Here is a 19,253-nt window from a genome sequence, read left to right as displayed (position 1 = left end):
GCAGCTAGCGCGCCTCGTCGACCTCTTCGATAAAAGGGCCGAACCAGCTGTCGGCCCTTCGACGCGCTGCTGTTCTGACGTCACCGTCTATATACATTGCAACCATTGCCAACGCACTGGCAAACATACCCAGATCGTCGGTAAAGCCCAGCAACGGGGTGAAATCAGGAATCGCGTCCAGAGGCGCGATAAAGTACGCCAGACAACTGACAATGACCGCCTTGGCCCAGGCTGGCGTTTCAGGACGGCGCGCCGCGTAGTAGAGGCACAGCGCCTTTTCGACTACCTCACGCCCGGCCAACCGGGCATGGGATGCGAGCTTGCGCCAAAAGGCGCCATCAGAATACGTTGTTCTCATGGAGATACCTCCAGACAGAGCATGTCAGTCGATAGTAGAGAGACAGGAGGAGCACTGCAACCGGGCGACACTCAAGGCGCTGCGATCACGATCTGATCACGCCCTGCGTCCTTTGCGGCGTAAAGACACGCATCAGCCTCATGCAGCCAGGACTCGCGCTCCGGGTGACCATTGAGCATGCAACCGCCAATGGAAACAGTCACAGCCTGCCCGTCCGGCCGCCTCAAAACCTCGCGGACGCACTGCTGAATCTTGGTTGCAACGCCATTAAGGCCTTCACGGGTAACATTGGGAACCAGCAAGACAAACTCCTCACCACCCAGCCGGAACAGGCGATCAGATGGGCGGCAGGCCGCGTCGACCAGTTGCACGAAACGCACCAGCACATCATCGCCGACAGCATGTCCAAACTGGTCGTTTATCTGCTTGAAATGATCAAGATCGAGCACCAGCAGACCAAAACGTATGTCGTATCGCCTGCTGTCGGCAACAGCGATATCCAGCTCCTTGTTCATGGTTCGCCGGTTGCCGATGCCAGTCAACGGATCCTCAGTCGCAAGCTGCGAAAGCTCACGCCGCTGAGCGCGACCACGAGACGCGAACACAAACGCAAATATGCTGGATAGTTCATAGGTGACAATAAACGAACCCATCTGGTAATGGCTGGCAAATACCTCTTGCGGATTCAGCCAGCCATACAGACAAACCGCAAGCAGGGTTACCTGCGTCACCATTACACTCTGACGCGGCGGCACCACAAAGAAATTGAACAGGATTAGCACATACATCCAGAACAGGCCGTTGGTACCCAGCTTGATGCTGACCAGAAAGGCTCCGATGGAGTAGATTGCGGCGAGAAACTGCCCGGGACGAACGGTATTGCCGGTACGCCAGGCATAGGATACGGCGAGCACAGTGCCCACCACGAGGAAACTGTCGGTAAAGCCGACCAGCCAGTTGCGCTGGCCAAGCCGATACACCGCGTACGGTGTCACGCCCAATACGGCGAGACTCCCGACCAGCGTAATGATCGACAGCTGAAAGTCATCCTTCAGTCTGGACCAGAAGGCGCTCATTCAGAATGCTCTTGCGTTGTTATTGTTGTTTGCTGGCGCACCAGGCAGCGCGCTCAGAAAGTCAGAATGTGACCATAACTGCTACCACTGTTCAGTACAACTGCTGCGAAATCAGATGCGGCAGCCGTTAGGCCGCCGCAGCCTGAATACGCTGTACCATGGCCCGCAGGCCGTTACCACGAGTGACGCTCAGGTGCTTGAGCAGGTTGAGCCGTGAGAAGTAATCCTCGATATCGAATGCTCTGATCTCTTCTGCCCGCTTGCCATTGTAGGCCGCCAGAACAACAGCAAGCAGCCCCTTGACGATAAAGGCATCACTATCGGCATCGAAATACAGCCTGTCACCATCGCGGTGGCCGACCAGCCAGACCTGACTCTGGCAGCCGCGCACCAGGTTTTCATCGGTTCGCTGGCTTGCATCAAGCTCCGGCAATTCCTTGCCCAGATCAATGATGTACTTGTAGCGGTCTTCCCAGCTATCGAAGAACGACAGAGTATCAACGATATCTTCACTGGTGATTTCCGTACCAAATCGACTCATGTGTTGCCGTCCTCAGAAAAACATGCCGGTTTCGAGCTGTGCCTCTTCGCTCATCATGTGCCGTTGCCAAGGCGGATCGAACACCAGGTCAACCTTGACGTGCTCGACATTGGGCACCCGCTTTACCCTGTATTCAACATCGCCAACCAGCACCGGCCCCATACCGCAGCCGGGGGCAGTCAGGGTCATCTGAATGGTCACCTTGTGCTCGGACTGGTCAATAGCAACGTTGTAGATCAGGCCGAGATTGACCAGATCAACCGGAATCTCCGGATCATAAACGGTTTTAAGGGCCTCCCAGACCTGCTCTTCGCGGATCTGGTCGTCGGTCGGCTCGGGGAACGACAGCAGCTCGGGTTCAAGACCCAACGCCTCGGCATCAGTACCATCGACCCGGACCATCTGACCGTTGTAGGTCACTGTGTAATTGCCGCCCAGCGCCTGGGTAATGGTTACGAAGGTGTCTTTCGGGATGGTCAGGGGTGTTCCATCGGGAACTCGGCGTGCCGGGCAATCGGCCCGGGCTACCACCATGCGACGTTCCATCGGGTTTCCTCAAAAATAAACGCGCCCAACCGGGCGCGCGGTAGACAGGAGCGAGATCAGTTAACGCTGAAGCTTTCGCCACAGCCACACTCGTCCTTGACGTTCGGATTGATGAACTTGATCTGTTGGTTGATGCCCTCGCGCACCAGATCAATCTCGGTGCCCGACAGCACCTGGATACTGTCACTGTCGACCAGCAACTCGACCTGATCATCAAGCTGGTAGTGCAAATCGCTATCGCGCCCCTGCTCCACCAGATCAATGGCATACATAAAGCCGGTGCAGCCGCTCTTCTTCACGCTCAGACGCACCGCCTTGCCCTGCTGCCCGTTCAGTTGCCTACGAAAATGCGCCAGCGCAGCCGGGGTAACGGTCACCGCCTGTTGTTTGGGATCAAAGGATTCAACGCTCATCTGCAGCACTCCTAAATCAGAAACTGCCGTACTTTTTCCAGCGCCTCGAACAACCGGTCCACATCGGCTCTGGTGTTGTAGAACGCCAAGCTGGCCCGCACAGTACCCGGAATACCAAACTGCTCCATGATCGGCTGCGCGCAATGATTGCCGGTTCGCACCGCAACGCCCTGCTGATCCAGCAACATACCCACGTCATTGGGGTGCGCGCCCTCCAGCAGAAAGCTCATGACGCTGGTCTTGTGCGCGGAGGTGCCAACCAGGCGAATACCGGGCGTTGCCCGTGCACGCTCTTCGGCATAGGTCAGCAGCGCCTGCTCGTGGGCGGCGGCGCCGACACGATCAAGCTCATTGAGGTAGTCGATCGCCGCGCCAAAAGCGATCACGCCGGCAATATCCGGGGTACCCGCTTCAAACTTGTAGGGAAGCTGGTTGAAGGTAGTGCCGGCAAAGCTGACGGTTTCGATCATTTCACCGCCGCCCTGGTAAGGCGGCATGGCTTCGAGCAACGCACGCTTGCCGTACAGCACACCCAGACCGGTCGGGCCGAACAGTTTGTGCGCGGAGAAAACATAAAAATCACAATCCAGCGCCTGCACATCGACTGGCCAGTGACTGACGGCTTGCGCCCCGTCAATCAGCACCAGCGCGCCGGCAGCATGGGCCAGACGCACTATATCGGCAACCGGGTTAACAGTGCCGAGGGCGTTGGACACATGGCCACAGGCAACCAGCCTGACACGCTCATCCAGCATCGACTCCAGCGCTGCCATATCCAGCGTGCCGTCAGCATCCACCGGAATCGGCTCAACGCTGGCACCCTTCTCCGCCGCTATAAGCTGCCAGGGCACGATATTGGAGTGGTGCTCCATCGCCGACACCAGCACGCGGTCACCGGCCTGCAAATTGCCCCGCCCCCAACTGGACGCCACCAGATTGATGCTCTCGGTGGTGCCTCGGGTCCAGATTACCTGGCGCGCCTCGGGTGCGTTGATAAACGCGGCAACCTTGGCCCGTGCGGCCTCGAACTTCTGTGTCGCCCGATCTGCCAGCGCGTGAGCACCGCGATGAACGTTGCTGTTGTCCTGCTCGTAGTAGTCGACCAGCGCCTGAATCACCGCGCGCGGCTTCTGCGTGGTCGCGGCGTTATCGAGATACACCAGCGGGTGGCCGTTGACCTCCTGATTCAGGATCGGAAAGTCGGCACGCACGCGCTCGGCGTCGAACGGCAACGGTTTGGCCAGGTCATTCATAACCGATCTGCCCTACCATCTCGCTTGGCTGGCCGAACAGCGACACCAGACGCGGACGCAGATAATCCTGCACCGCCTGCTCCGGCACCTGGTTTAGCAGCTCATTGATAAAGCCAAAGCTCAGCATGGTGATGGCATCCGCCTTGGTTACGCCGCGGCTCTGCAGGTAATAAAGCGAGGTTTCGTCCAGCTGACTGATGGTCGCGCCGTGGGCGCAACGTACGTCGTCGGCGTAGATTTCCAGCTCGGGCTTGGTATTGATCTCGGCCGTGCGGGACGTGAGCAGGTTCTTGTTACTCAGTTCGGCCAGCGTTTTCTGCGCCTGCGGATGAATATGAATCCGGCCATTGAATACCGCCTTGGCCGAGTCACCAATAATCCCGCGGAATACCTCATTGCTGGTGCAATGCGGCACGCAATGCTCAACATTGGTGTGATAGTCGATCACCTGGCGGTTGCGCGGCAAGTAGACGCCGTTCAGCTCCAGATGTGCTCCCTCGCCCAGCATGTTGACCTGATAGTCAATGCGCTTGAGGCGGCTGCCCTGGGCCAGGGCGAAGCCGTGGAAGCGGGCATCGCGCCGCAGGTTCACGTGAACACCGCCAACGTGCAGCAGATCTTCCTGCTCCAGGTTGATGCGGTAATGCTGCACCTGCGCATTATTGCCGACCACGACCTCAGTGAGACTGTTGACGAAGCCGTTCTGGCTGACGCTATCGGAAGCGTAATGTTCGATCAGCTCGGCCTCGGCATTGTCTTCCAGCACCACCAGCACGCGCTGGCTGGCCGCGACCGGATTCGCCTGCGCAGTGGAGACGTTGACGATATAGACCGGCTTTTCCAGCTTGTGACCCCGAGCAACGTGCAGCAGCACGCCATCTGCAGCCCAGGCATTACTCAGGGCGGCAAACAGATGACGCTCGCTGTCGACGACCTTGCCCAGATGCTGCTGAATCAATGCCTGCTGTTCGGTATTGGCATCGGCGAAACGCACGACGCCGGCTGGCAAGGCACTGGAGCGCGCGGCGTTGAAGCGACCGTTGACAAACACCAGACGGATAGCGTCCAGCTCGATCTGCTCTACGGCGTCCAGCGCGACATCATCAGACTCACTGCTCCAACCAAGCTGTTCGCATTGCTGCAGCGGAGCCAGAGAAATGTACTTCCAGTGTTCGGTCTTGCGGCCAGGCCAGGCTGCAGCTGCCCAGGTGCTGGCACCCTGCTGGCGCAGCGCTGCGAGCCATGCCGGCGTCTGCTGCTCGGCGGCAAGCTCCAAGGCTGTCTGTTGAAAATCAGTCATGGGTCAGACCACCTCGTTTTCGAGCCAACCGTAACCCTTGGCTTCCAGTTCCAGAGCCAGACTCTTGTCGCCGGATTTAACGATACGACCGCCGGCCAGGACGTGCACGTAATCCGGCACGATGTAGTCGAGCAGACGCTGATAATGGGTTACCACCAGGAAGCTGCGCTTGCCGTCACGCATCGCGTTGACACCGTCGGCAACCACCTGCAGAGCATCGATATCCAGACCGGAGTCGGTCTCGTCGAGAATGCACAGATCCGGCTCCAGCAGCATCATCTGCATTATCTCGTTGCGCTTCTTCTCACCGCCGGAGAACCCTTCGTTCACACCGCGCTTGAGGAAGCTGGCGTCGAGGTTGACGCGCTTGCATGTCTCGCGAGCCAGCTTGAGGAAGTCGACCGAGGAGATTTCGTCCCGCCCCTGATGCTTGCGCTTGGCATCAACAGCCGCCTTGAGAAATTCCATGTTGCTGACGCCGGGGATCTCCACCGGATACTGGAACGCCAGGAACAGGCCTTCGCGTGCACGCTCTTCGGTTTCCATTTCCAGCAGGTCGTGCCCCTTGAAGGTCACGCTGCCGGCTGTGGCTTCGTAACCGGGCCGGCCGGAAAGCACGTTGCCCATAGTGCTCTTGCCCGAACCGTTGGGCCCCATGATGGCGTGAACTTCGCCCGGTTTGACCTCGATGGACAGCCCTTTAAGGATATCCTTCTCTTCAACTTTCGCGTGCAAGTCTTTGATATTTAGCATCATTTATGCCTGATAAATTACTTTAACCGTTTCGAGCTGCGCCAGCCGGCGATCAACCCACAGAACCTTCGAGACTGACTTCAAGCAGCTTGCCGGCTTCCACCGCAAACTCCATGGGCAGCTCCTTGAACACCTCGCGGCAGAAGCCGTTGACGATCATCGAGACCGCCTTTTCGGCATCGAGGCCACGCTGCTGGCACAGGAACAACTGGTCATCGCTGACCTTTGAGGTTGTTGCCTCGTGCTCCACAACGGCGCTTGGGTTCTTGCTTTCGATATACGGGAAGGTATGCGCGCCGCAGCGATCACCAATCAGCAGCGAGTCACACTGGGTATAATTTCGCGCACCATCAGCACCCGGGTTAATACGCACCAGGCCGCGATAGGCACTGTCGCTGCGGCCGGCAGAAATACCTTTGGCAACAATCGTCGAGCGGGTGTTCTTGCCAAGATGGATCATCTTGGTACCGGTATCGGCCTGCTGGAAATTGTTGGTCAGGGCTACCGAGTAGAATTCGCCAACGCTGTTGTCGCCCTTGAGGATGCAGCTGGGGTACTTCCAGGTGACGGCAGAGCCGGTTTCAACCTGAGTCCAGGAAATCTTCGCGTTGGTGTGGGCCACGCCCCGCTTGGTCACGAAGTTGTAGATCCCGCCCTTGCCTTCTGCGTTACCCGGATACCAGTTCTGAACGGTGGAGTACTTGATCTGCGCGTTATCCAGCGCAACCAGCTCGACAACCGCCGCGTGCAGCTGGTTCTCGTCACGCATCGGCGCGGTACAGCCTTCCAGGTAGCTGACGTAGGAGCCCTCATCCGCAACGATAAGGGTGCGCTCGAACTGCCCGGTGTTCATCTCATTGATGCGGAAATAGGTCGACAGCTCCATCGGGCAGCGAACGCCCTTGGGGATATAGACGAAGGAACCGTCGGAGAATACGGCTGAGTTCAGCGCAGCGTAGAAGTTGTCCTTCTGCGGCACGACGCTGCCCAGATACTGCTTGATCAGCTCCGGGTACTTGTGCACTGCCTCGCTGATCGGGCAGAAAATAACGCCCGCTTCCAGTAGCTTCTCCCGGAAGGTGGTAACGACCGAAACCGAGTCAAAGACTGCGTCAACGGCAACACCCGCCAGCATCTCCTGCTCGTGCAGTGGAATACCCAGCTTTTCGTAGGTGGCCAGCAGCTCCGGGTCTACTTCATCGAGACTCTTGGGCTTGCTGTCCATGCTCTTGGGCGCGGAATAGTAGGAGACCGCCTGGAAGTCGATTTCCGGGTAATGCACATGGGCCCAGGTTGGCTCTTCCATCTCCTGCCAGGAGCGGAACGCCTTGAGCCGCCATTCGAGCAGCCACTCAGGCTCGCCTTTCTTGGCAGAAATGAACCGGATAACGTCTTCATTCAGTCCAGGAGGCAGGGTTTCGGACTCGATGGACGAATGGAACCCCGCCGCGTAGTCCTTCCTGATCAGGCTTTCGACTTCTTCAGTCACGGTATCACCTCAATCTTGCAACCTGCGCCAGAAGCGAGGCCGCTACTTCTTGATTCAGGCACGCATCCGCCCGCGGGCGCTGCGTGCATGGAGAGTTCTGTGACTCTTTAGATAATGCGCTCAAGCGCGCTGACTGTGCTGCGTACTTTGGATACACAATGATCCTGGCGCGAACTGACGCGCTGGATGTCTTCGCGTGACACCAGATCTGCCAGACTGATCTCGTCCAGAAACTGTCGCAGCCTTGCACTCAGATCGGACCAGAGATGATGCGTCAGACACACTGCGCCATCCTGACAGTCGCCCTTTCCAAGGCAACGGGTGGCATCCATCGAGTCGTTCACGGCCTCGACAATCTGCGCAACACTGATGGCTGCAGCCCCACCCGCCAGTCGGTAACCGCCGCCGGGGCCACGAACACTCTCGACCAGCTTGCCACGACGCAACTTGGCAAACAGCTGTTCAAGGTAGGAGATGGAGACGCCCTGACGCATGGAAATGTCTGCCAGCGTGATGGGCCCCTGGTCCTCGTGTAACGCCAGATCCAGCATGGCTGTGACGGCGTAACGACCTTTGGTGGTCAATCGCATAGACGCTCTCGAGCGGATGAATTCACCGCGCCACTATGCAATATCCAAGCAATTCAGTCAAGTATTCGACAGGTATAAGCCGCCGCATTATAAAGGGATGCGTTCTGTATCGAAAGACGACAACACGGCGTCACTTACACTGCTTCACAAGAAATCTGCTGAAGCGCCGCCAGCGACAATGCTATGGTGCGATGTTTATGCACTACACCAATAACAAGGAGCCATGCAGAATGAGCCATTACCAGCAGTTCTACATCAACGGCAACTGGGTTGCGCCCAAAGGCACTCAAACCCTGGACGTCATCAACCCCGCCACCGAAGAAGCCGTTGCCACTATCGCCCTCGGCAATAAGGAAGACGTGGATCTCGCCGTTGCTGCCGCCAAGGCCGCATTTGAAAGCTACTCCCAGACTACTCGCGAAGAGCGCATTGCCCTGCTCGAGCGCGTCATCGAGGTTTTCAAGAAGCGCATGGGTGATGTTGCCACTGCCATCTCCCAGGAAATGGGCGCGCCGGCCAAGCTGGCCAAGGTTGCGCAGGCTCCCTCAGGGCTGGGCCACTTTGTTACCGCGCTTGCCGCACTCAAGGAATTCGAATTCGAAGAAACCATTGGCACTACCCTGGTAACCAAGGAGCCGATCGGTGTCTGCGGCCTGATCACCCCCTGGAACTGGCCGATGAACCAACTGACCTGCAAGGTCGCACCGGCGCTGGCTACCGGCTGCACCATGGTGCTCAAGCCTTCCGAGATTGCGCCGCTGTCGGCACTGGTCCTTGCCGAGATCCTGGACGAAGCCGGCGTACCGGCGGGCGTATTCAACCTGGTCAACGGTGACGGCCCGACCGTCGGCGCGGCCATGTCGGCTCACCCGGATATCGACATGATGTCATTCACCGGCTCCACTGCGGCAGGCCGCCAGGTCATGACCAACGGCGCACAAACCATCAAGCGAGTCGCGCTGGAGCTGGGCGGCAAGTCGGCCAACATCCTGCTCGACGACATCAATTTCGAGAAGATGGTCGCCCACGGTGTCATGTCCTGCATGAACAACAGTGGCCAGTCCTGCAACGCACCCACGCGCATGCTGGTACCCAATAGCCGCATGGATGAGGTCGCAGCCATTGCCCAGGCCGTTGTCGCCAAGGTCAAGGCCGGCGACCCGAACGCTGAAGACACCGTCATCGGCCCGGTTGTATCCAAGGCCCAGTGGACCAAGATTCAGGACCTGATCACTGCCGGCATAGAAGAAGGTGCCAAGGTCATCGCTGGCGGCCCGGGCCGTCCGGAAGGTCTGGATAAGGGTTACTACGTCAAGCCGACCATCTTCAGCCATGTAAACAACGAAATGACCATCGCCCGCGAAGAGATCTTCGGTCCGGTGCTGTCGATCATCGGCTACGAAGACGAAGACGATGCAGTACGCATTGCCAACGACACCCGCTACGGTCTGTCCGGCTATGTGTCTTCCGGCGATCTGGACCGGGCTCGCAAGGTTGCCCGCCGCATCCGTACCGGCATGGTCCACCTCAATGGTGCCCAGCTTGACCCGCGTGCCCCGTTCGGTGGCTACAAGGAGTCGGGTAACGGCCGTGAATGGGGCCATTACGGTTTCGAGGACTTCCTTGAAGTGAAATCGATCTTCGGTTACCACCAGGCCTGATATTCCCGGGCCGAAAACAAAAACCCCTCCGCCCACCAGGGCAGAGGGGTTTTTTATTTCCTGCATCACAGCGGGGCGCAAACACCCCGCTGTGACAGAGTCTAGCGACTCAACTCAACCAGCAGCGCGTTGAGACGACGGACATAGGCCGCCGGATCATTGAGCGACTCGCCGGCAGCCAGAGCGGCCTGATCAAACAGAATTCGACTCAGATCAGCGAAGCGCTCCTCGTCCTGCTCGGCGTCCAGACGGTCAAGCAGCGGGTGCGAAGGGTTGATCTCCAGGATCGGCTTGCTGTCCGGCGCCTTCTGCCCGGTGGCTTCCAGAATGCGCCGCATTTGCAGGCCCATGTCGTCCTCATTGATCACCAGCACTGCCGGCGAGTCGGTCAGGCGATGGGAGACGCGCACCTCTTGCAGGTCATCCTTGAGCACCTCCTGGATACGCTTGACCAGATCGGCCTTCTCTTGCGCAGCCTTCTCCTGCTCCTGCTTATCTTCTTCAGCCTCGAGCTTGCCAAGATCTAGGTCGCCACGCGCGACATCGACAAACTGCTTGCCCTTGTACTCGTTCAAGTGGCTCATCAGCCACTCGTCAATGCGATCAGTCAGCAGCAGCACCTCGATGCCTTTCTTGCGGAAGATCTCCAGGTGCGGGCTGTTCTTGACCTGTGCATAGCGCTCGCCAGTCAGATAGTAGATCTTGTCCTGCCCCTCTACCATGCGCTCGATATAGGTATCCAGGCTGACCACTTCGCTGTCATCGCTCTGGGTGGTTGAGGCAAAGCGCAGCAAACCAGCGATTTTCTCACGGTTGGCGAAATCCTCAGCCGGGCCTTCCTTCATCACGCTGCCAAAGGCCTTCCAGAAAGTTGCGTACTGCTCAGGCTCCTTCTTCGCCATCTTCTCCAGCATATCGAGCACGCGCTTGGTCAGCGCTGACTTCATGCTGTCGATGGCCGGATCTTTTTGCAGAATTTCGCGTGATACGTTCAGCGACAGGTCATTGGAGTCGACCACACCCTTGATGAAGCGCAGATACAGCGGCAGGAACTGCTCTGCGTCATCCATGATAAACACCCGCTGCACGTACAGCTTCAGCCCACGCGGAGCCTCACGCTGATACAGATCGAACGGCGCACGACCCGGCACATACAGCAGACTGGTGTACTCCAGCTTGCCCTCGACCTTGTTGTGACTCCAGCTCAGCGGATCTTCGAAGTCGTGGGCAACGTGCTTGTAGAACGCCTTGTACTCATCATCCGACACCTCGGTGCGCGGACGGGTCCAGAGCGCGCTGGCGCGGTTGACGCTTTCCCACTCGAGTTCGGCAGGCGCATCCTTTTCGTCGCCAAAATGCTGCTTGGGCAGCTCAATCGGCAGGGAAATATGATCGGAATACTTGGTAATCACATTGCGCAGACGGAAGCCGTCGGCGAATTCCTTCTCGGCTGCCTTCAGGTGCAGAACGATGCGGGTGCCGCGCTCGGGCTTTTCGATATTGGCGATGCTGAACTCACCTTCACCGGCCGACTCCCAGTGCACCCCCTCCTCTGCCGCCAGCCCCGCACGGCGGGTAAACACCTCGACCTTGTCAGCGACGATAAAGGCACTGTAGAAACCGACACCAAACTGGCCAATCAGTTGAGAGTCCTTCTTCTGATCACCGGTCAACTGCTGCATAAAGGCCGCAGTACCCGACTTGGCGATAGTCCCCAGGTGATCGATGACCTCCTGACGCGACATACCGATGCCGTTGTCTTCAATAGTCAGGGTATTGGCTGCCGAATCAGCGCTGATACGAATACGCAGGTCGGGCTGATCTTCGAGCAGCGCGGGAGCGGCAATAGCCTCGAATCGCAACTTGTCTGCGGCATCCGATGCGTTGGAAATCAGCTCTCGCAGGAAGATTTCCTTGTTCGAGTACATCGAATGAATCATGAGGTGCAGTAGCTGCTTGACCTCAGTCTGGAAGCCGAGTGTTTCCTTATGAGCGTCCACGGTCATAACGAAGTGTCTCCATTGATGCTGTTCATGGCGAGCCGGCCAGTCCGGCGATGCATCAAGAGATGGGGACAATCCGATTATTTTCAAGGCCCTGCGGAAAGTTTAGCGGGCCTGTCAGCGCGTGGGGCGCGACTCGATTCGTGCGACATCCTCGGGATGGAACTGAAAGTCGACCTGATTGGCACCCTGAGGGAGCGCCAAAACGATTCGCCGGTCATCGGTAACCGCCTTTAGTACCCCCTCGAACTCCCGTCCACCGGTCGTCAGCACCCGGGCAGGCCTGCCGGCGAAACCAGCCGGATTCTCAAGCAGTGTTTGCAGACTCAGCTCCTGCCAACCGACTGGCTGCATCGGCATCGGAGCAGGCTCGACCTTGACCGGCTCTGGCTGGCCGGAGGTCTTGCCCAGCCATTCCGGGCGCTCATCAAGCAGACTATGGCCGCCAAGGCGAGTAGCATAGGCCGCAGGAAGGTGCAGGTGGACGGTCATATCAGCCTGTTTTGCCCCGGCCGGCGCAAGCGAGATACTCAGGCTGTAGCCGGACGAAATCCGCTGAAGGCCCGGCGCAGAGAGCGCGCCGGTATACCATTGAATCACCAGCTCGGGCCACGGACCATCGTCACCGGGCAACAGGTCGATGGCAGTTCCCTGCAGAAGCGAGGATGCCTGATCAAAACGCACAACCAGCGAGCGCAGCGTTCGATTGCCGGTGGCCGTTTCGGCGAACACCAGTTGATCACCCCGCCAGTAGACCTGATCGGGCAGGAACGGTTGCCCCATCAGCGTTCCGCTGAGGGCCATGTCGGTCGGAGAAGCAGACCAGTTGCCACTGAACAATCGCTCGAAGCGCTCGGGCTCATCGCGATAGAGCAGCGCCACCCCCGCCGTGAACGACACAAGGGCCAACACCATCAACACCCTTGGCAGCACCGGGTAACCGCGCCCGCGCACCAGCGGCGTCACCACCGGCACCAGGGTTGCCAGCATTAGCGGCCCCGGGCCAAGGCCCAGGCAGGCAAACACCAGCCAGGCCCAGGAAACGGCCAGCACTACCACTCCACCCAGAATCAATAAGGCTTCCATGTCGCCCGAATCGCTCCCGATTATGTGTCTAGTCCAGCTTGAAGTGCGCCCGCGCAGTGGCGATGGGTTCACTGGAGTGCGTTTGCCAGGCAGTAATCGCGACGTTGCCGACCCGCCTGCCCTGCCGCCAGACCTGGCAGGTAGCATAAGTATCACGGTACAAGCCGGCACGCAGGTAATCCACCGAAAAATCGATGATTTTAGGAAACACTTCACTGTTCATGAACATCATCAGATGGAGCATTGCAGACTGCTCCATAAAGCCGGCAATCACGCCCCCATGAAGCGCGGGAAGAACCGGGTTGCCGATGTTAATGTCCTGACGGGGAAGCGTGAAGAACGCTTCGTTGCCCAAACGCGTTACCTGCATGCCGATCATGCGGGCGTAGGGAATCAGCTCGACCAGCGCACTGTAGTCACCGGTCTCGTGGGAACGAGTAATTATCTGCTGCACCTGCTGCTCACTCAAACTCATGCGTCCCCCTGATCGATCCGCTTGCCAAGATCTGCCGGATCGACGGCCTTGCCCATCCGCATGAAGGTACCAACAACATGGGCAATCGGCTGTTCGCGGTCATCCTGATAGGCAATACCCCGGGTAAAAATAACTGTCGGAGTCACCCGATAGCATTCGGCAAAACCGAAAATCGGCTTGCCCGGTTCCGCCGGATGCATGTAGTCAATCCGCAGATCCAGGGTCGGACAGATTTCAAATTCGGGCAGATAACAGACGGTAGAAATACCGCAACAGGTATCCATGAGCGTTGTAATGGCACCGCCGTGAATAACACCGGTTACCGGGTTTCCTACTATCTGATCACTGTAGGGAAGACGCAGCACCAGGCCATCCTCATCAGCCCGCTCCACCGTCATCTGCAAATGCTGGCAGTGGCGCAGTACGGACAGAAAATTGCGCGCGCGCAGTTCTATTTCACTCATCGACAATACGACCCCGGGATGAATACTCGATAAAGCCGAGCATAGTACCCAGAACGTGAACTAGACTCCATAAGTTGGTCTCGGATTGAACTTTGGCGCACACCGACAGCACTAACCCGTTGAATCCACTGATCTGCAGGAGAGTTCAGATGAATAGCAAAGGGTATGTTGCCGCGGCACTGGCGTTGACTGCCAGTCTTTGGCTGACGGGTTGCCAGCAGGAGCCCGAGGACAAGCTTGAGGATGCGAAGCAGGAAATGTCTGACGCGGTAGACAGCGTGGGTGACGCTGTCGAAAGCACAGGCGAGGCCATAGAGCAGAAAGCCCAAGAAGCACAATAAGAAGGGGCAAGGGTACTGCCCTGACTATCAAGGAGAGAAGCAATGAAGAAAGTAGCTGCCGCAGTGATGTTGATGGCGAGCGTAGGCCTGATGGCCGGTTGCCAGGAGAGCCCGGAAGACAAGATGGAGGACGCACGCGAGTCCATGTCTGATGCCGTAGACAGCATGCAGGAGGCCGCAGGTGATGTAGCCGACGCCACCGAGCAGAAAGCGCAGGAAATGACCGGTAACGAGCCGACCGCCGGCGAGGTGCTGGAACAGAAGGTTGAAGCAGCCGGTGATCAGGTTGAGCAAGCCTACGACGCGACCAGGGAAAACGTCGAGCAGGCGTACGACGCGACCAAGGACAATGTTGAGCAGGCGTACGATGCATCCGCCGACTACATTGAGGAAAAGGCAGACGCAGTTCAGGATGCGGCTACCGACTCCAAAAACGAGATGGAGAAAGCCATGGAGGAGTAACAACTCTGTGGTGCAGGCATGCCTCCCGGCATGCCTGTCTACCCCGCCCTCAGGCCAGCGCGGGCACCAGCAGAAGGCCCAGACAGCAGACAAAGCCTACGATCCAGACCAGACTGCGCAACGTCGCCTGATTCATGAGATACAGTGCACTGTAGACAATCCTGCAGGCAATAAAAAGCAGGCACAGCAGATTGGCAAGGCTGCCAGCGGTTCCCGTTACCTGTACTACCAGCACCCCTGCCGCAAACAGCGGAAACGCCTCAATCATATTCTGATGAGACGCCAGCGCACGTGCACCCCAGCCGGTCAATGCCGCCTGCTGAGCACGCGGATGCGCGTTGTCATACCCCTTGCCCGAACGCCCCTGCGCAATGGCAACCGGGACTTTGGTAAACACCAGCAGTAACGCTGCGACAAACAAACACCACAGAGGCACACTCATTCCGTTTTCTCCATTTGTGCGGACGGGGGTATCGGCGCCGGGCTGAACATCATGATATGCAGCACGTCCGAATGAAACTCACGGCGATACAGTACCACCACCACACCGGCAACGGTCAAAATGAAGAGCAGCGGATTGATGAACCAGGTAAGCGTTCCCAGAGCAAAGTAGTAGGAACGAAGACCAAGGTTGAATTCATTGCCTGCCATGGACAGCACCCGGGCCATGCGCTCGGCGTAGGCATTGCGCTCTGCCTCGGTGACATTCTTCTCGCCCAGCAGTGGCGCTGAGCCCAGCAGCACCGAGGCAAAGTTGTACTGGCGCATACCCCAGGAGAAGGTAAAAAACGCATAGACAAAGATCGCCGTCAGTACCAGAAGCTTGAGCTCGAATATCTCGCGCCCAACCTGGGCAACAAAGGGCAGTTCGTGCAACAGCACAACAGCCTTGTCTGACGCCCCGATAACAGTAATCAGACCCGCGAGTATCAGCAGGGTACTGGACGCGAAAAATGACGTGTTTCGCTCCAGATTGCCAATCACGCTGGCATCAGCCATGCGTTGCTCACGCATCAGCAGACGGTTCATCCAGTCTCGACGATACAGGTGCAGCACAGTAGCCAGACACGCGGTGTCGCGGCCCTTGCGCAACGCATAGTAGGTGTAGCCAACCCAGCAGAGCAAAAACCAGCTGATCGCCAGCAGATTGATCCAAAGACTTCCCGCATCCGGAATCGACAGCATTACCTCTCCTCAGATACCACCGCTAATACCTGCAATAGAGCGGCATCACCGCCCCGCCTGTTGCTGATGCAGACTGCCGTGGCGCAGATACTCGACGAGTATAGAGGCCAACAGGGTTACAGCGACCGGCAACAACCAGCCAAGACTCTGATCCGACAGCGGCAATGCATCGATCCAGGCGCCCGCACTGCTGATCAGACCGGCCGCCTTCAAACCGTCAATCACACCAAACACCAAGGTGACCAGCATGACCGGGCGCATCAGATTCTGCGGACGCGCCATCCCTGCACACAGCAGACTCATGCAAACCAGCGCGATCGCCAGCGGGTACAGACCAACCAGCACAGGGATGGACACACTGATCAGGCTGTCCAGCCCCTGATTGGCAACCGCCATGCTGAACAGGCCAAACACCCAGACAACGGCCCGATAACTGAGCGGCAGCAAGCGACTGAAATACTCGCCGCAGGCTGTCAGCAAGCCAACGGCCGTTGTCAGGCACGCCAGAATAATTACCAGGGCCAACAGCGCACTGCCTGCAACACCAAAACGGTGCTGAACATAGGACGCCAGAATCTGCCCGCCATTGACGCCCTCACCGACCAGTGCGCCACTGGTCGCGCCCAGATAAAACAGAGCCAGATACACCATCGACAAGCCGGCAGCGGCAATAACGGCAGCCAGCACGGTATAACGGGTAATCAGACGCGTCTCGCTGACCTGGCGGTCACGAATCGCCGTGGTAATTACGATACCGAACACCAGAGCACCGAGCGTGTCCATGGTCAGATAGCCCTGCAAAAACCCCTGAATCAGTGGCGCAGAGCGATACTGCTCGGAGGGTGCGTGCATTTGACCAGCGGGAAAAAGGAGCGCGGCAACCCCCAGCATCAGCAACCCCAGCAGCAGTACCGGAGTGATGTACTTACCGATGCGATCAACCAGTTGACCCGGCTTCAGAGCCAGAAAGATGACGACCGAGAAGTACACGATCGAATAGCCGAGCAAGGCCTGCCAACCATCCTGGACAAAAGGCACCACACCGATCTGATAGGAGACGACAGCAGTCCGCGGCGTAGCAAACAACGGCCCGATCGCGAGATACACGAGAACGCTCAGCAGCACACCGGCCACGCGCCCAAGGGGGCCGGTGAGCTGAGCCAGACCACCTCCAACCCGAGCCAGTGCAATCAGCGTCAACAGCGGCAGGCCAACAGCGGTAATCAGAAAACCAAAGGCCGTTGGCCAGATATTTTCGCCGGCAGCGAGGCCCGCACCGGGCGGAAAGATTACGTTGCCCGCACCGAGAAACAGTGCAAAGGTCATGAAGCCGAGGGCGAGTACATCAACGGGTGTAAGTTGTTTGGTCATAGATTTGAGTTTGACTGTTCGTTGTACGAGTGACTGATCCCTGTACCCTCGAATCTGAATTTAAGCCCAGGACGCTACCGACAACCGTCGGCAGACCAGATAGTCGTGGGAATCCGAAACCGGTCAAAAACCAGGTCCCGTATGTTTTTGGCGGCGAATTCTACCCTGTTCTGCACTACTGCATCGAACAAACCTGCCGGGCGGTAATCGCTGGCCTCGCAACCATCCAGCGTCTGAGCCGGGCCGAGCGTACCGCCGATCTGCCAGCCGCCCTGCTCGTCTTCAAACCAGATTCGGCCAAAGGGTGGCTGCTCTGTGAACTCGCGTCCCAGTACAACAAAAGCGGACTGGCCGGTGACCTCCAGTTGCAAGGCCCAAATCAGACACGCGTTATTATCAGCTACCTGAGCACTGCAGCCGGCCAGCAGCGGTTCATCACCCAACCTTTCCAGCAGCGCAGAAGGTACAGTGCTCGTACGGGGGAACACCGGTAGCGAAGCAACCTGCTCATGCAACCGGCTGCGATTTTCGCGCATGCGCCCAAGCATCTGCAGAGCCATGGCCGAGCGGCGCGCCGCCCCGCTATCGCTCTCACTCGCCTCGCGGGCAAGCGACGTCAGCGCCGCCACACCGTAGTTGCCACCTTGCCAGGCCAGAAAGTTGACCAACGCCTGATCGTCTCCGCCCGACACATCCAGTCGCGCCATCTGACTGTTTACGCTCAAACGTCTTGGATCAAGCGGGCCTCCGAGTAGCAACAGTATCGCGAGCACCGTGACTACCGCAGCAACAACATTGGTCGCGGGCATCAGCGAGCCTGGATAACGGCCGCGCAGCGCGACAAGTGCATCCAGTACGTAACCGCCCACAAGCAACCCGACAATCAACGTAACCACCATTGCCCAGACACGCTCCGGCGTCAGACCGTACTGACTGATACGCAAACTGAGCGAATAACCGGCCACTGCCACCATCGGCAGCAACACCAGCTTGCCCAGCGCCGTTAACGCGCGCATCGCGCGCCCTCCAGCAACCGGCTCGGCGCCGCCTCGCGACGCCAGGTTGAGCAGTAGCAGGCTGAGCACCACAAACCACAGCAACAGACTGGCAGCACGACCGGTGGAGAGCAGTCGCTCGATGCCCTGTACGCCCCAGCTGCCGACGAACCCGATCCCCAGCAGCGCAGCCAAGGGATACAACCAACCGCAAAGCTGCCTCGCACGCAGATAAATAAAGTCGGCTACCCGATTTATGCGAACAACTACCGACACTGCGTGGGCGAACACCAGCGTACTCAGAGGTATTGAAAACCACGCTTGCTCAATCAGATCCGCGAGAAAGGTCAACGCCACCAGCTTGAACAATCCTGCAGCAGACGCCAGGACGCCCCAGAACAGCGCAAGAACCAGCGCAGCCTGCGCAAGAATCAGCGCGTTACGCAGTAAGGCGTCAACCCAACGAGCGTAATCTACTCGCCAGCGATCACGCGATATGAGTGCCAGTGCGGGAACCAGCAGGAACGCCGCCACAAAAAAGATCAAGGCAGGCCCAAGGTAGTCCCCTACCTGCGACGGCGACCAACCGGCAGCAGTCTCGGCATGTCGACGCAAGCTGCCGGTCGTAAGGCCCTGATGCAGACCAACCAGTGCGGCAGCCAGCGCTACGCCAATACTCAGCAGCCAGCGCCGCACCGCAATCGCCTCACTGGCGCAGTAAAAACTCAGCGGCAGAAAGACCATTACCATGAACAGCGGGATATAGGCGGCAGCATGGGTTGCCGGCCAGACATGCAACTCGGCCGACTGGTATAACCCGTATGCGAGCATGGCCTGCAGCGCCCCTGCCATAAGATGCAGAACGCTAATCCGGTCAAATACCTTCATGTG

Annotated in this window: 21 protein-coding genes; 3 read left to right on the top strand and 18 right to left on the bottom strand. The window is 58.3% G+C overall.

The window, feature by feature from the left end:
• Positions 1-4: 4 nt before the first annotated feature.
• The 10 genes from O5O48_RS13550 to iscR all read right to left on the bottom strand — a co-directional run bounded on the left by O5O48_RS13550 (position 5) and on the right by iscR (position 8,319).
• Positions 5-358, bottom strand: a complete 354-nt coding sequence (locus O5O48_RS13550) for a YkvA family protein (RefSeq protein ID WP_228247151.1) — start codon at positions 356-358, stop codon at positions 5-7.
• Positions 359-429: 71 nt separating this feature from the next.
• Positions 430-1,434, bottom strand: a complete 1,005-nt coding sequence (locus O5O48_RS13545) for a GGDEF domain-containing protein (protein WP_233049737.1) — start codon at positions 1,432-1,434, stop codon at positions 430-432.
• A gap of 127 nt (positions 1,435-1,561) precedes the next feature.
• Positions 1,562-1,975 carry a SufE family protein gene (locus tag O5O48_RS13540; RefSeq protein ID WP_228247153.1) on the bottom strand — a complete coding sequence of 138 codons (414 nt, stop codon included), beginning with the start codon at positions 1,973-1,975 and terminating at the stop codon, positions 1,562-1,564.
• A gap of 12 nt (positions 1,976-1,987) precedes the next feature.
• Entirely contained in the window at positions 1,988-2,521 is a 534-nt protein-coding gene (sufT, locus tag O5O48_RS13535; protein WP_200818408.1) for a putative Fe-S cluster assembly protein SufT, read from the bottom strand.
• Positions 2,522-2,577: 56 nt separating this feature from the next.
• Complete coding sequence (locus O5O48_RS13530) at positions 2,578-2,934, bottom strand: HesB/IscA family protein (RefSeq protein ID WP_088274333.1); 357 nt, start codon at positions 2,932-2,934, stop codon at positions 2,578-2,580.
• A gap of 11 nt (positions 2,935-2,945) precedes the next feature.
• Complete coding sequence (locus O5O48_RS13525) at positions 2,946-4,187, bottom strand: aminotransferase class V-fold PLP-dependent enzyme (RefSeq protein ID WP_269687286.1); 1,242 nt, start codon at positions 4,185-4,187, stop codon at positions 2,946-2,948.
• On the bottom strand, positions 4,180-5,487 hold the full coding sequence (sufD, locus tag O5O48_RS13520) for a Fe-S cluster assembly protein SufD (RefSeq protein WP_269687285.1): 1,308 nt from the start codon (positions 5,485-5,487) through the stop codon (positions 4,180-4,182). Before sufD ends, O5O48_RS13525 begins: the two co-directional genes overlap by 8 nt.
• Before the next feature lie 3 nt (positions 5,488-5,490).
• Positions 5,491-6,240 carry a Fe-S cluster assembly ATPase SufC gene (sufC, locus tag O5O48_RS13515; protein WP_269687284.1) on the bottom strand — a complete coding sequence of 250 codons (750 nt, stop codon included), beginning with the start codon at positions 6,238-6,240 and terminating at the stop codon, positions 5,491-5,493.
• A 52-nt stretch (positions 6,241-6,292) separates the two neighbouring features.
• Positions 6,293-7,729 carry a Fe-S cluster assembly protein SufB gene (sufB, locus tag O5O48_RS13510; protein WP_228247156.1) on the bottom strand — a complete coding sequence of 479 codons (1,437 nt, stop codon included), beginning with the start codon at positions 7,727-7,729 and terminating at the stop codon, positions 6,293-6,295.
• A gap of 107 nt (positions 7,730-7,836) precedes the next feature.
• On the bottom strand, positions 7,837-8,319 hold the full coding sequence (iscR, locus tag O5O48_RS13505) for a Fe-S cluster assembly transcriptional regulator IscR (protein ID WP_228247157.1): 483 nt from the start codon (positions 8,317-8,319) through the stop codon (positions 7,837-7,839).
• Positions 8,320-8,549: 230 nt separating this feature from the next.
• On the opposite strand from iscR, the gene O5O48_RS13500 reads away from it, so the two are divergent.
• Positions 8,550-9,980 (top strand): aldehyde dehydrogenase family protein, encoded by a 1,431-nt coding sequence (locus tag O5O48_RS13500; protein WP_269687283.1) that lies wholly within the window; start codon positions 8,550-8,552, stop codon positions 9,978-9,980.
• A gap of 101 nt (positions 9,981-10,081) precedes the next feature.
• Here O5O48_RS13500 and htpG read toward each other — a convergent pair whose 3' ends face one another.
• The 4 genes from htpG to O5O48_RS13480 form a co-directional block, all read right to left on the bottom strand.
• Positions 10,082-11,986, bottom strand: coding sequence for a molecular chaperone HtpG (htpG, locus tag O5O48_RS13495; RefSeq protein ID WP_269687282.1), 1,905 nt, complete (start codon positions 11,984-11,986; stop codon positions 10,082-10,084).
• Between the two features lie 114 nt (positions 11,987-12,100).
• Entirely contained in the window at positions 12,101-13,069 is a 969-nt protein-coding gene (locus tag O5O48_RS13490; protein ID WP_269687281.1) for a hypothetical protein, read from the bottom strand.
• Positions 13,070-13,097: 28 nt separating this feature from the next.
• Positions 13,098-13,538: a PaaI family thioesterase gene (locus O5O48_RS13485; protein WP_172409643.1), complete on the bottom strand. Its 441-nt coding sequence runs from the start codon at positions 13,536-13,538 to the stop codon at positions 13,098-13,100.
• Positions 13,539-13,540: 2 nt separating this feature from the next.
• Positions 13,541-14,008 (bottom strand): PaaI family thioesterase, encoded by a 468-nt coding sequence (locus O5O48_RS13480; protein WP_228247161.1) that lies wholly within the window; start codon positions 14,006-14,008, stop codon positions 13,541-13,543.
• A 149-nt stretch (positions 14,009-14,157) separates the two neighbouring features.
• Between O5O48_RS13480 and O5O48_RS13475 the strand changes: the two genes are divergently transcribed.
• The gene (locus O5O48_RS13475; RefSeq protein WP_233049742.1) at positions 14,158-14,349 is read left to right on the top strand and encodes a hypothetical protein; all 192 of its coding nucleotides are present in this window, start codon (positions 14,158-14,160) and stop codon (positions 14,347-14,349) included.
• Between the two features lie 42 nt (positions 14,350-14,391).
• Complete coding sequence (locus tag O5O48_RS13470; protein WP_228247163.1) at positions 14,392-14,811, top strand: hypothetical protein; 420 nt, start codon at positions 14,392-14,394, stop codon at positions 14,809-14,811.
• A gap of 49 nt (positions 14,812-14,860) precedes the next feature.
• Here the strand turns inward: O5O48_RS13470 and O5O48_RS13465 are convergent, their stop codons facing one another.
• From O5O48_RS13465 to O5O48_RS13450, 4 genes are all read right to left on the bottom strand, one after another.
• Entirely contained in the window at positions 14,861-15,253 is a 393-nt protein-coding gene (locus O5O48_RS13465) for an MAPEG family protein (protein WP_228247164.1), read from the bottom strand.
• On the bottom strand, positions 15,250-15,996 hold the full coding sequence (locus O5O48_RS13460) for a DUF599 domain-containing protein (RefSeq protein ID WP_228247165.1): 747 nt from the start codon (positions 15,994-15,996) through the stop codon (positions 15,250-15,252). Before O5O48_RS13460 ends, O5O48_RS13465 begins: the two co-directional genes overlap by 4 nt.
• Before the next feature lie 45 nt (positions 15,997-16,041).
• Positions 16,042-17,367 (bottom strand): branched-chain amino acid transport system II carrier protein, encoded by a 1,326-nt coding sequence (gene brnQ / locus O5O48_RS13455; protein WP_269687280.1) that lies wholly within the window; start codon positions 17,365-17,367, stop codon positions 16,042-16,044.
• Between the two features lie 74 nt (positions 17,368-17,441).
• Positions 17,442-19,250, bottom strand: coding sequence for a DUF4153 domain-containing protein (locus O5O48_RS13450; RefSeq protein ID WP_269687279.1), 1,809 nt, complete (start codon positions 19,248-19,250; stop codon positions 17,442-17,444).
• Positions 19,251-19,253: the final 3 nt, after the last annotated feature.

Source organism: Halopseudomonas sp. MFKK-1, assembly GCF_027474385.1.
Lineage (GTDB): Bacteria > Pseudomonadota > Gammaproteobacteria > Pseudomonadales > Pseudomonadaceae > Halopseudomonas > Halopseudomonas aestusnigri.
This window is presented reverse-complemented; position numbering and strand designations above follow the sequence as displayed.

Excerpts from the sequence above, each read along its gene's own strand:
- O5O48_RS13550 (WP_228247151.1), bottom strand. The coding sequence starts at position 358 with ATGAGAACAACGTATTCTGATGGCGCCTTTTGGCGCAAGCTCGCATCC.
- O5O48_RS13545 (WP_233049737.1), bottom strand. The coding sequence starts at position 1,434 with ATGAGCGCCTTCTGGTCCAGACTGAAGGATGACTTTCAGCTGTCGATC.
- O5O48_RS13540 (WP_228247153.1), bottom strand. The coding sequence starts at position 1,975 with ATGAGTCGATTTGGTACGGAAATCACCAGTGAAGATATCGTTGATACT.
- sufT (WP_200818408.1), bottom strand. The coding sequence starts at position 2,521 with ATGGAACGTCGCATGGTGGTAGCCCGGGCCGATTGCCCGGCACGCCGA.
- O5O48_RS13530 (WP_088274333.1), bottom strand. The coding sequence starts at position 2,934 with ATGAGCGTTGAATCCTTTGATCCCAAACAACAGGCGGTGACCGTTACC.
- O5O48_RS13525 (WP_269687286.1), bottom strand. The coding sequence starts at position 4,187 with ATGAATGACCTGGCCAAACCGTTGCCGTTCGACGCCGAGCGCGTGCGT.
- sufD (WP_269687285.1), bottom strand. The coding sequence starts at position 5,487 with ATGACTGATTTTCAACAGACAGCCTTGGAGCTTGCCGCCGAGCAGCAG.
- sufC (WP_269687284.1), bottom strand. The coding sequence starts at position 6,240 with ATGCTAAATATCAAAGACTTGCACGCGAAAGTTGAAGAGAAGGATATC.
- iscR (WP_228247157.1), bottom strand. The coding sequence starts at position 8,319 with ATGCGATTGACCACCAAAGGTCGTTACGCCGTCACAGCCATGCTGGAT.
- O5O48_RS13500 (WP_269687283.1), top strand. The coding sequence starts at position 8,550 with ATGAGCCATTACCAGCAGTTCTACATCAACGGCAACTGGGTTGCGCCC.
- htpG (WP_269687282.1), bottom strand. The coding sequence starts at position 11,986 with ATGACCGTGGACGCTCATAAGGAAACACTCGGCTTCCAGACTGAGGTC.
- O5O48_RS13490 (WP_269687281.1), bottom strand. The coding sequence starts at position 13,069 with ATGGAAGCCTTATTGATTCTGGGTGGAGTGGTAGTGCTGGCCGTTTCC.
- O5O48_RS13480 (WP_228247161.1), bottom strand. The coding sequence starts at position 14,008 with ATGAGTGAAATAGAACTGCGCGCGCGCAATTTTCTGTCCGTACTGCGC.
- O5O48_RS13475 (WP_233049742.1), top strand. The coding sequence starts at position 14,158 with ATGAATAGCAAAGGGTATGTTGCCGCGGCACTGGCGTTGACTGCCAGT.
- O5O48_RS13470 (WP_228247163.1), top strand. The coding sequence starts at position 14,392 with ATGAAGAAAGTAGCTGCCGCAGTGATGTTGATGGCGAGCGTAGGCCTG.
- O5O48_RS13465 (WP_228247164.1), bottom strand. The coding sequence starts at position 15,253 with ATGAGTGTGCCTCTGTGGTGTTTGTTTGTCGCAGCGTTACTGCTGGTG.
- O5O48_RS13460 (WP_228247165.1), bottom strand. The coding sequence starts at position 15,996 with ATGCTGTCGATTCCGGATGCGGGAAGTCTTTGGATCAATCTGCTGGCG.
- brnQ (WP_269687280.1), bottom strand. The coding sequence starts at position 17,367 with ATGACCAAACAACTTACACCCGTTGATGTACTCGCCCTCGGCTTCATG.
- O5O48_RS13450 (WP_269687279.1), bottom strand. The coding sequence starts at position 19,250 with ATGAAGGTATTTGACCGGATTAGCGTTCTGCATCTTATGGCAGGGGCG.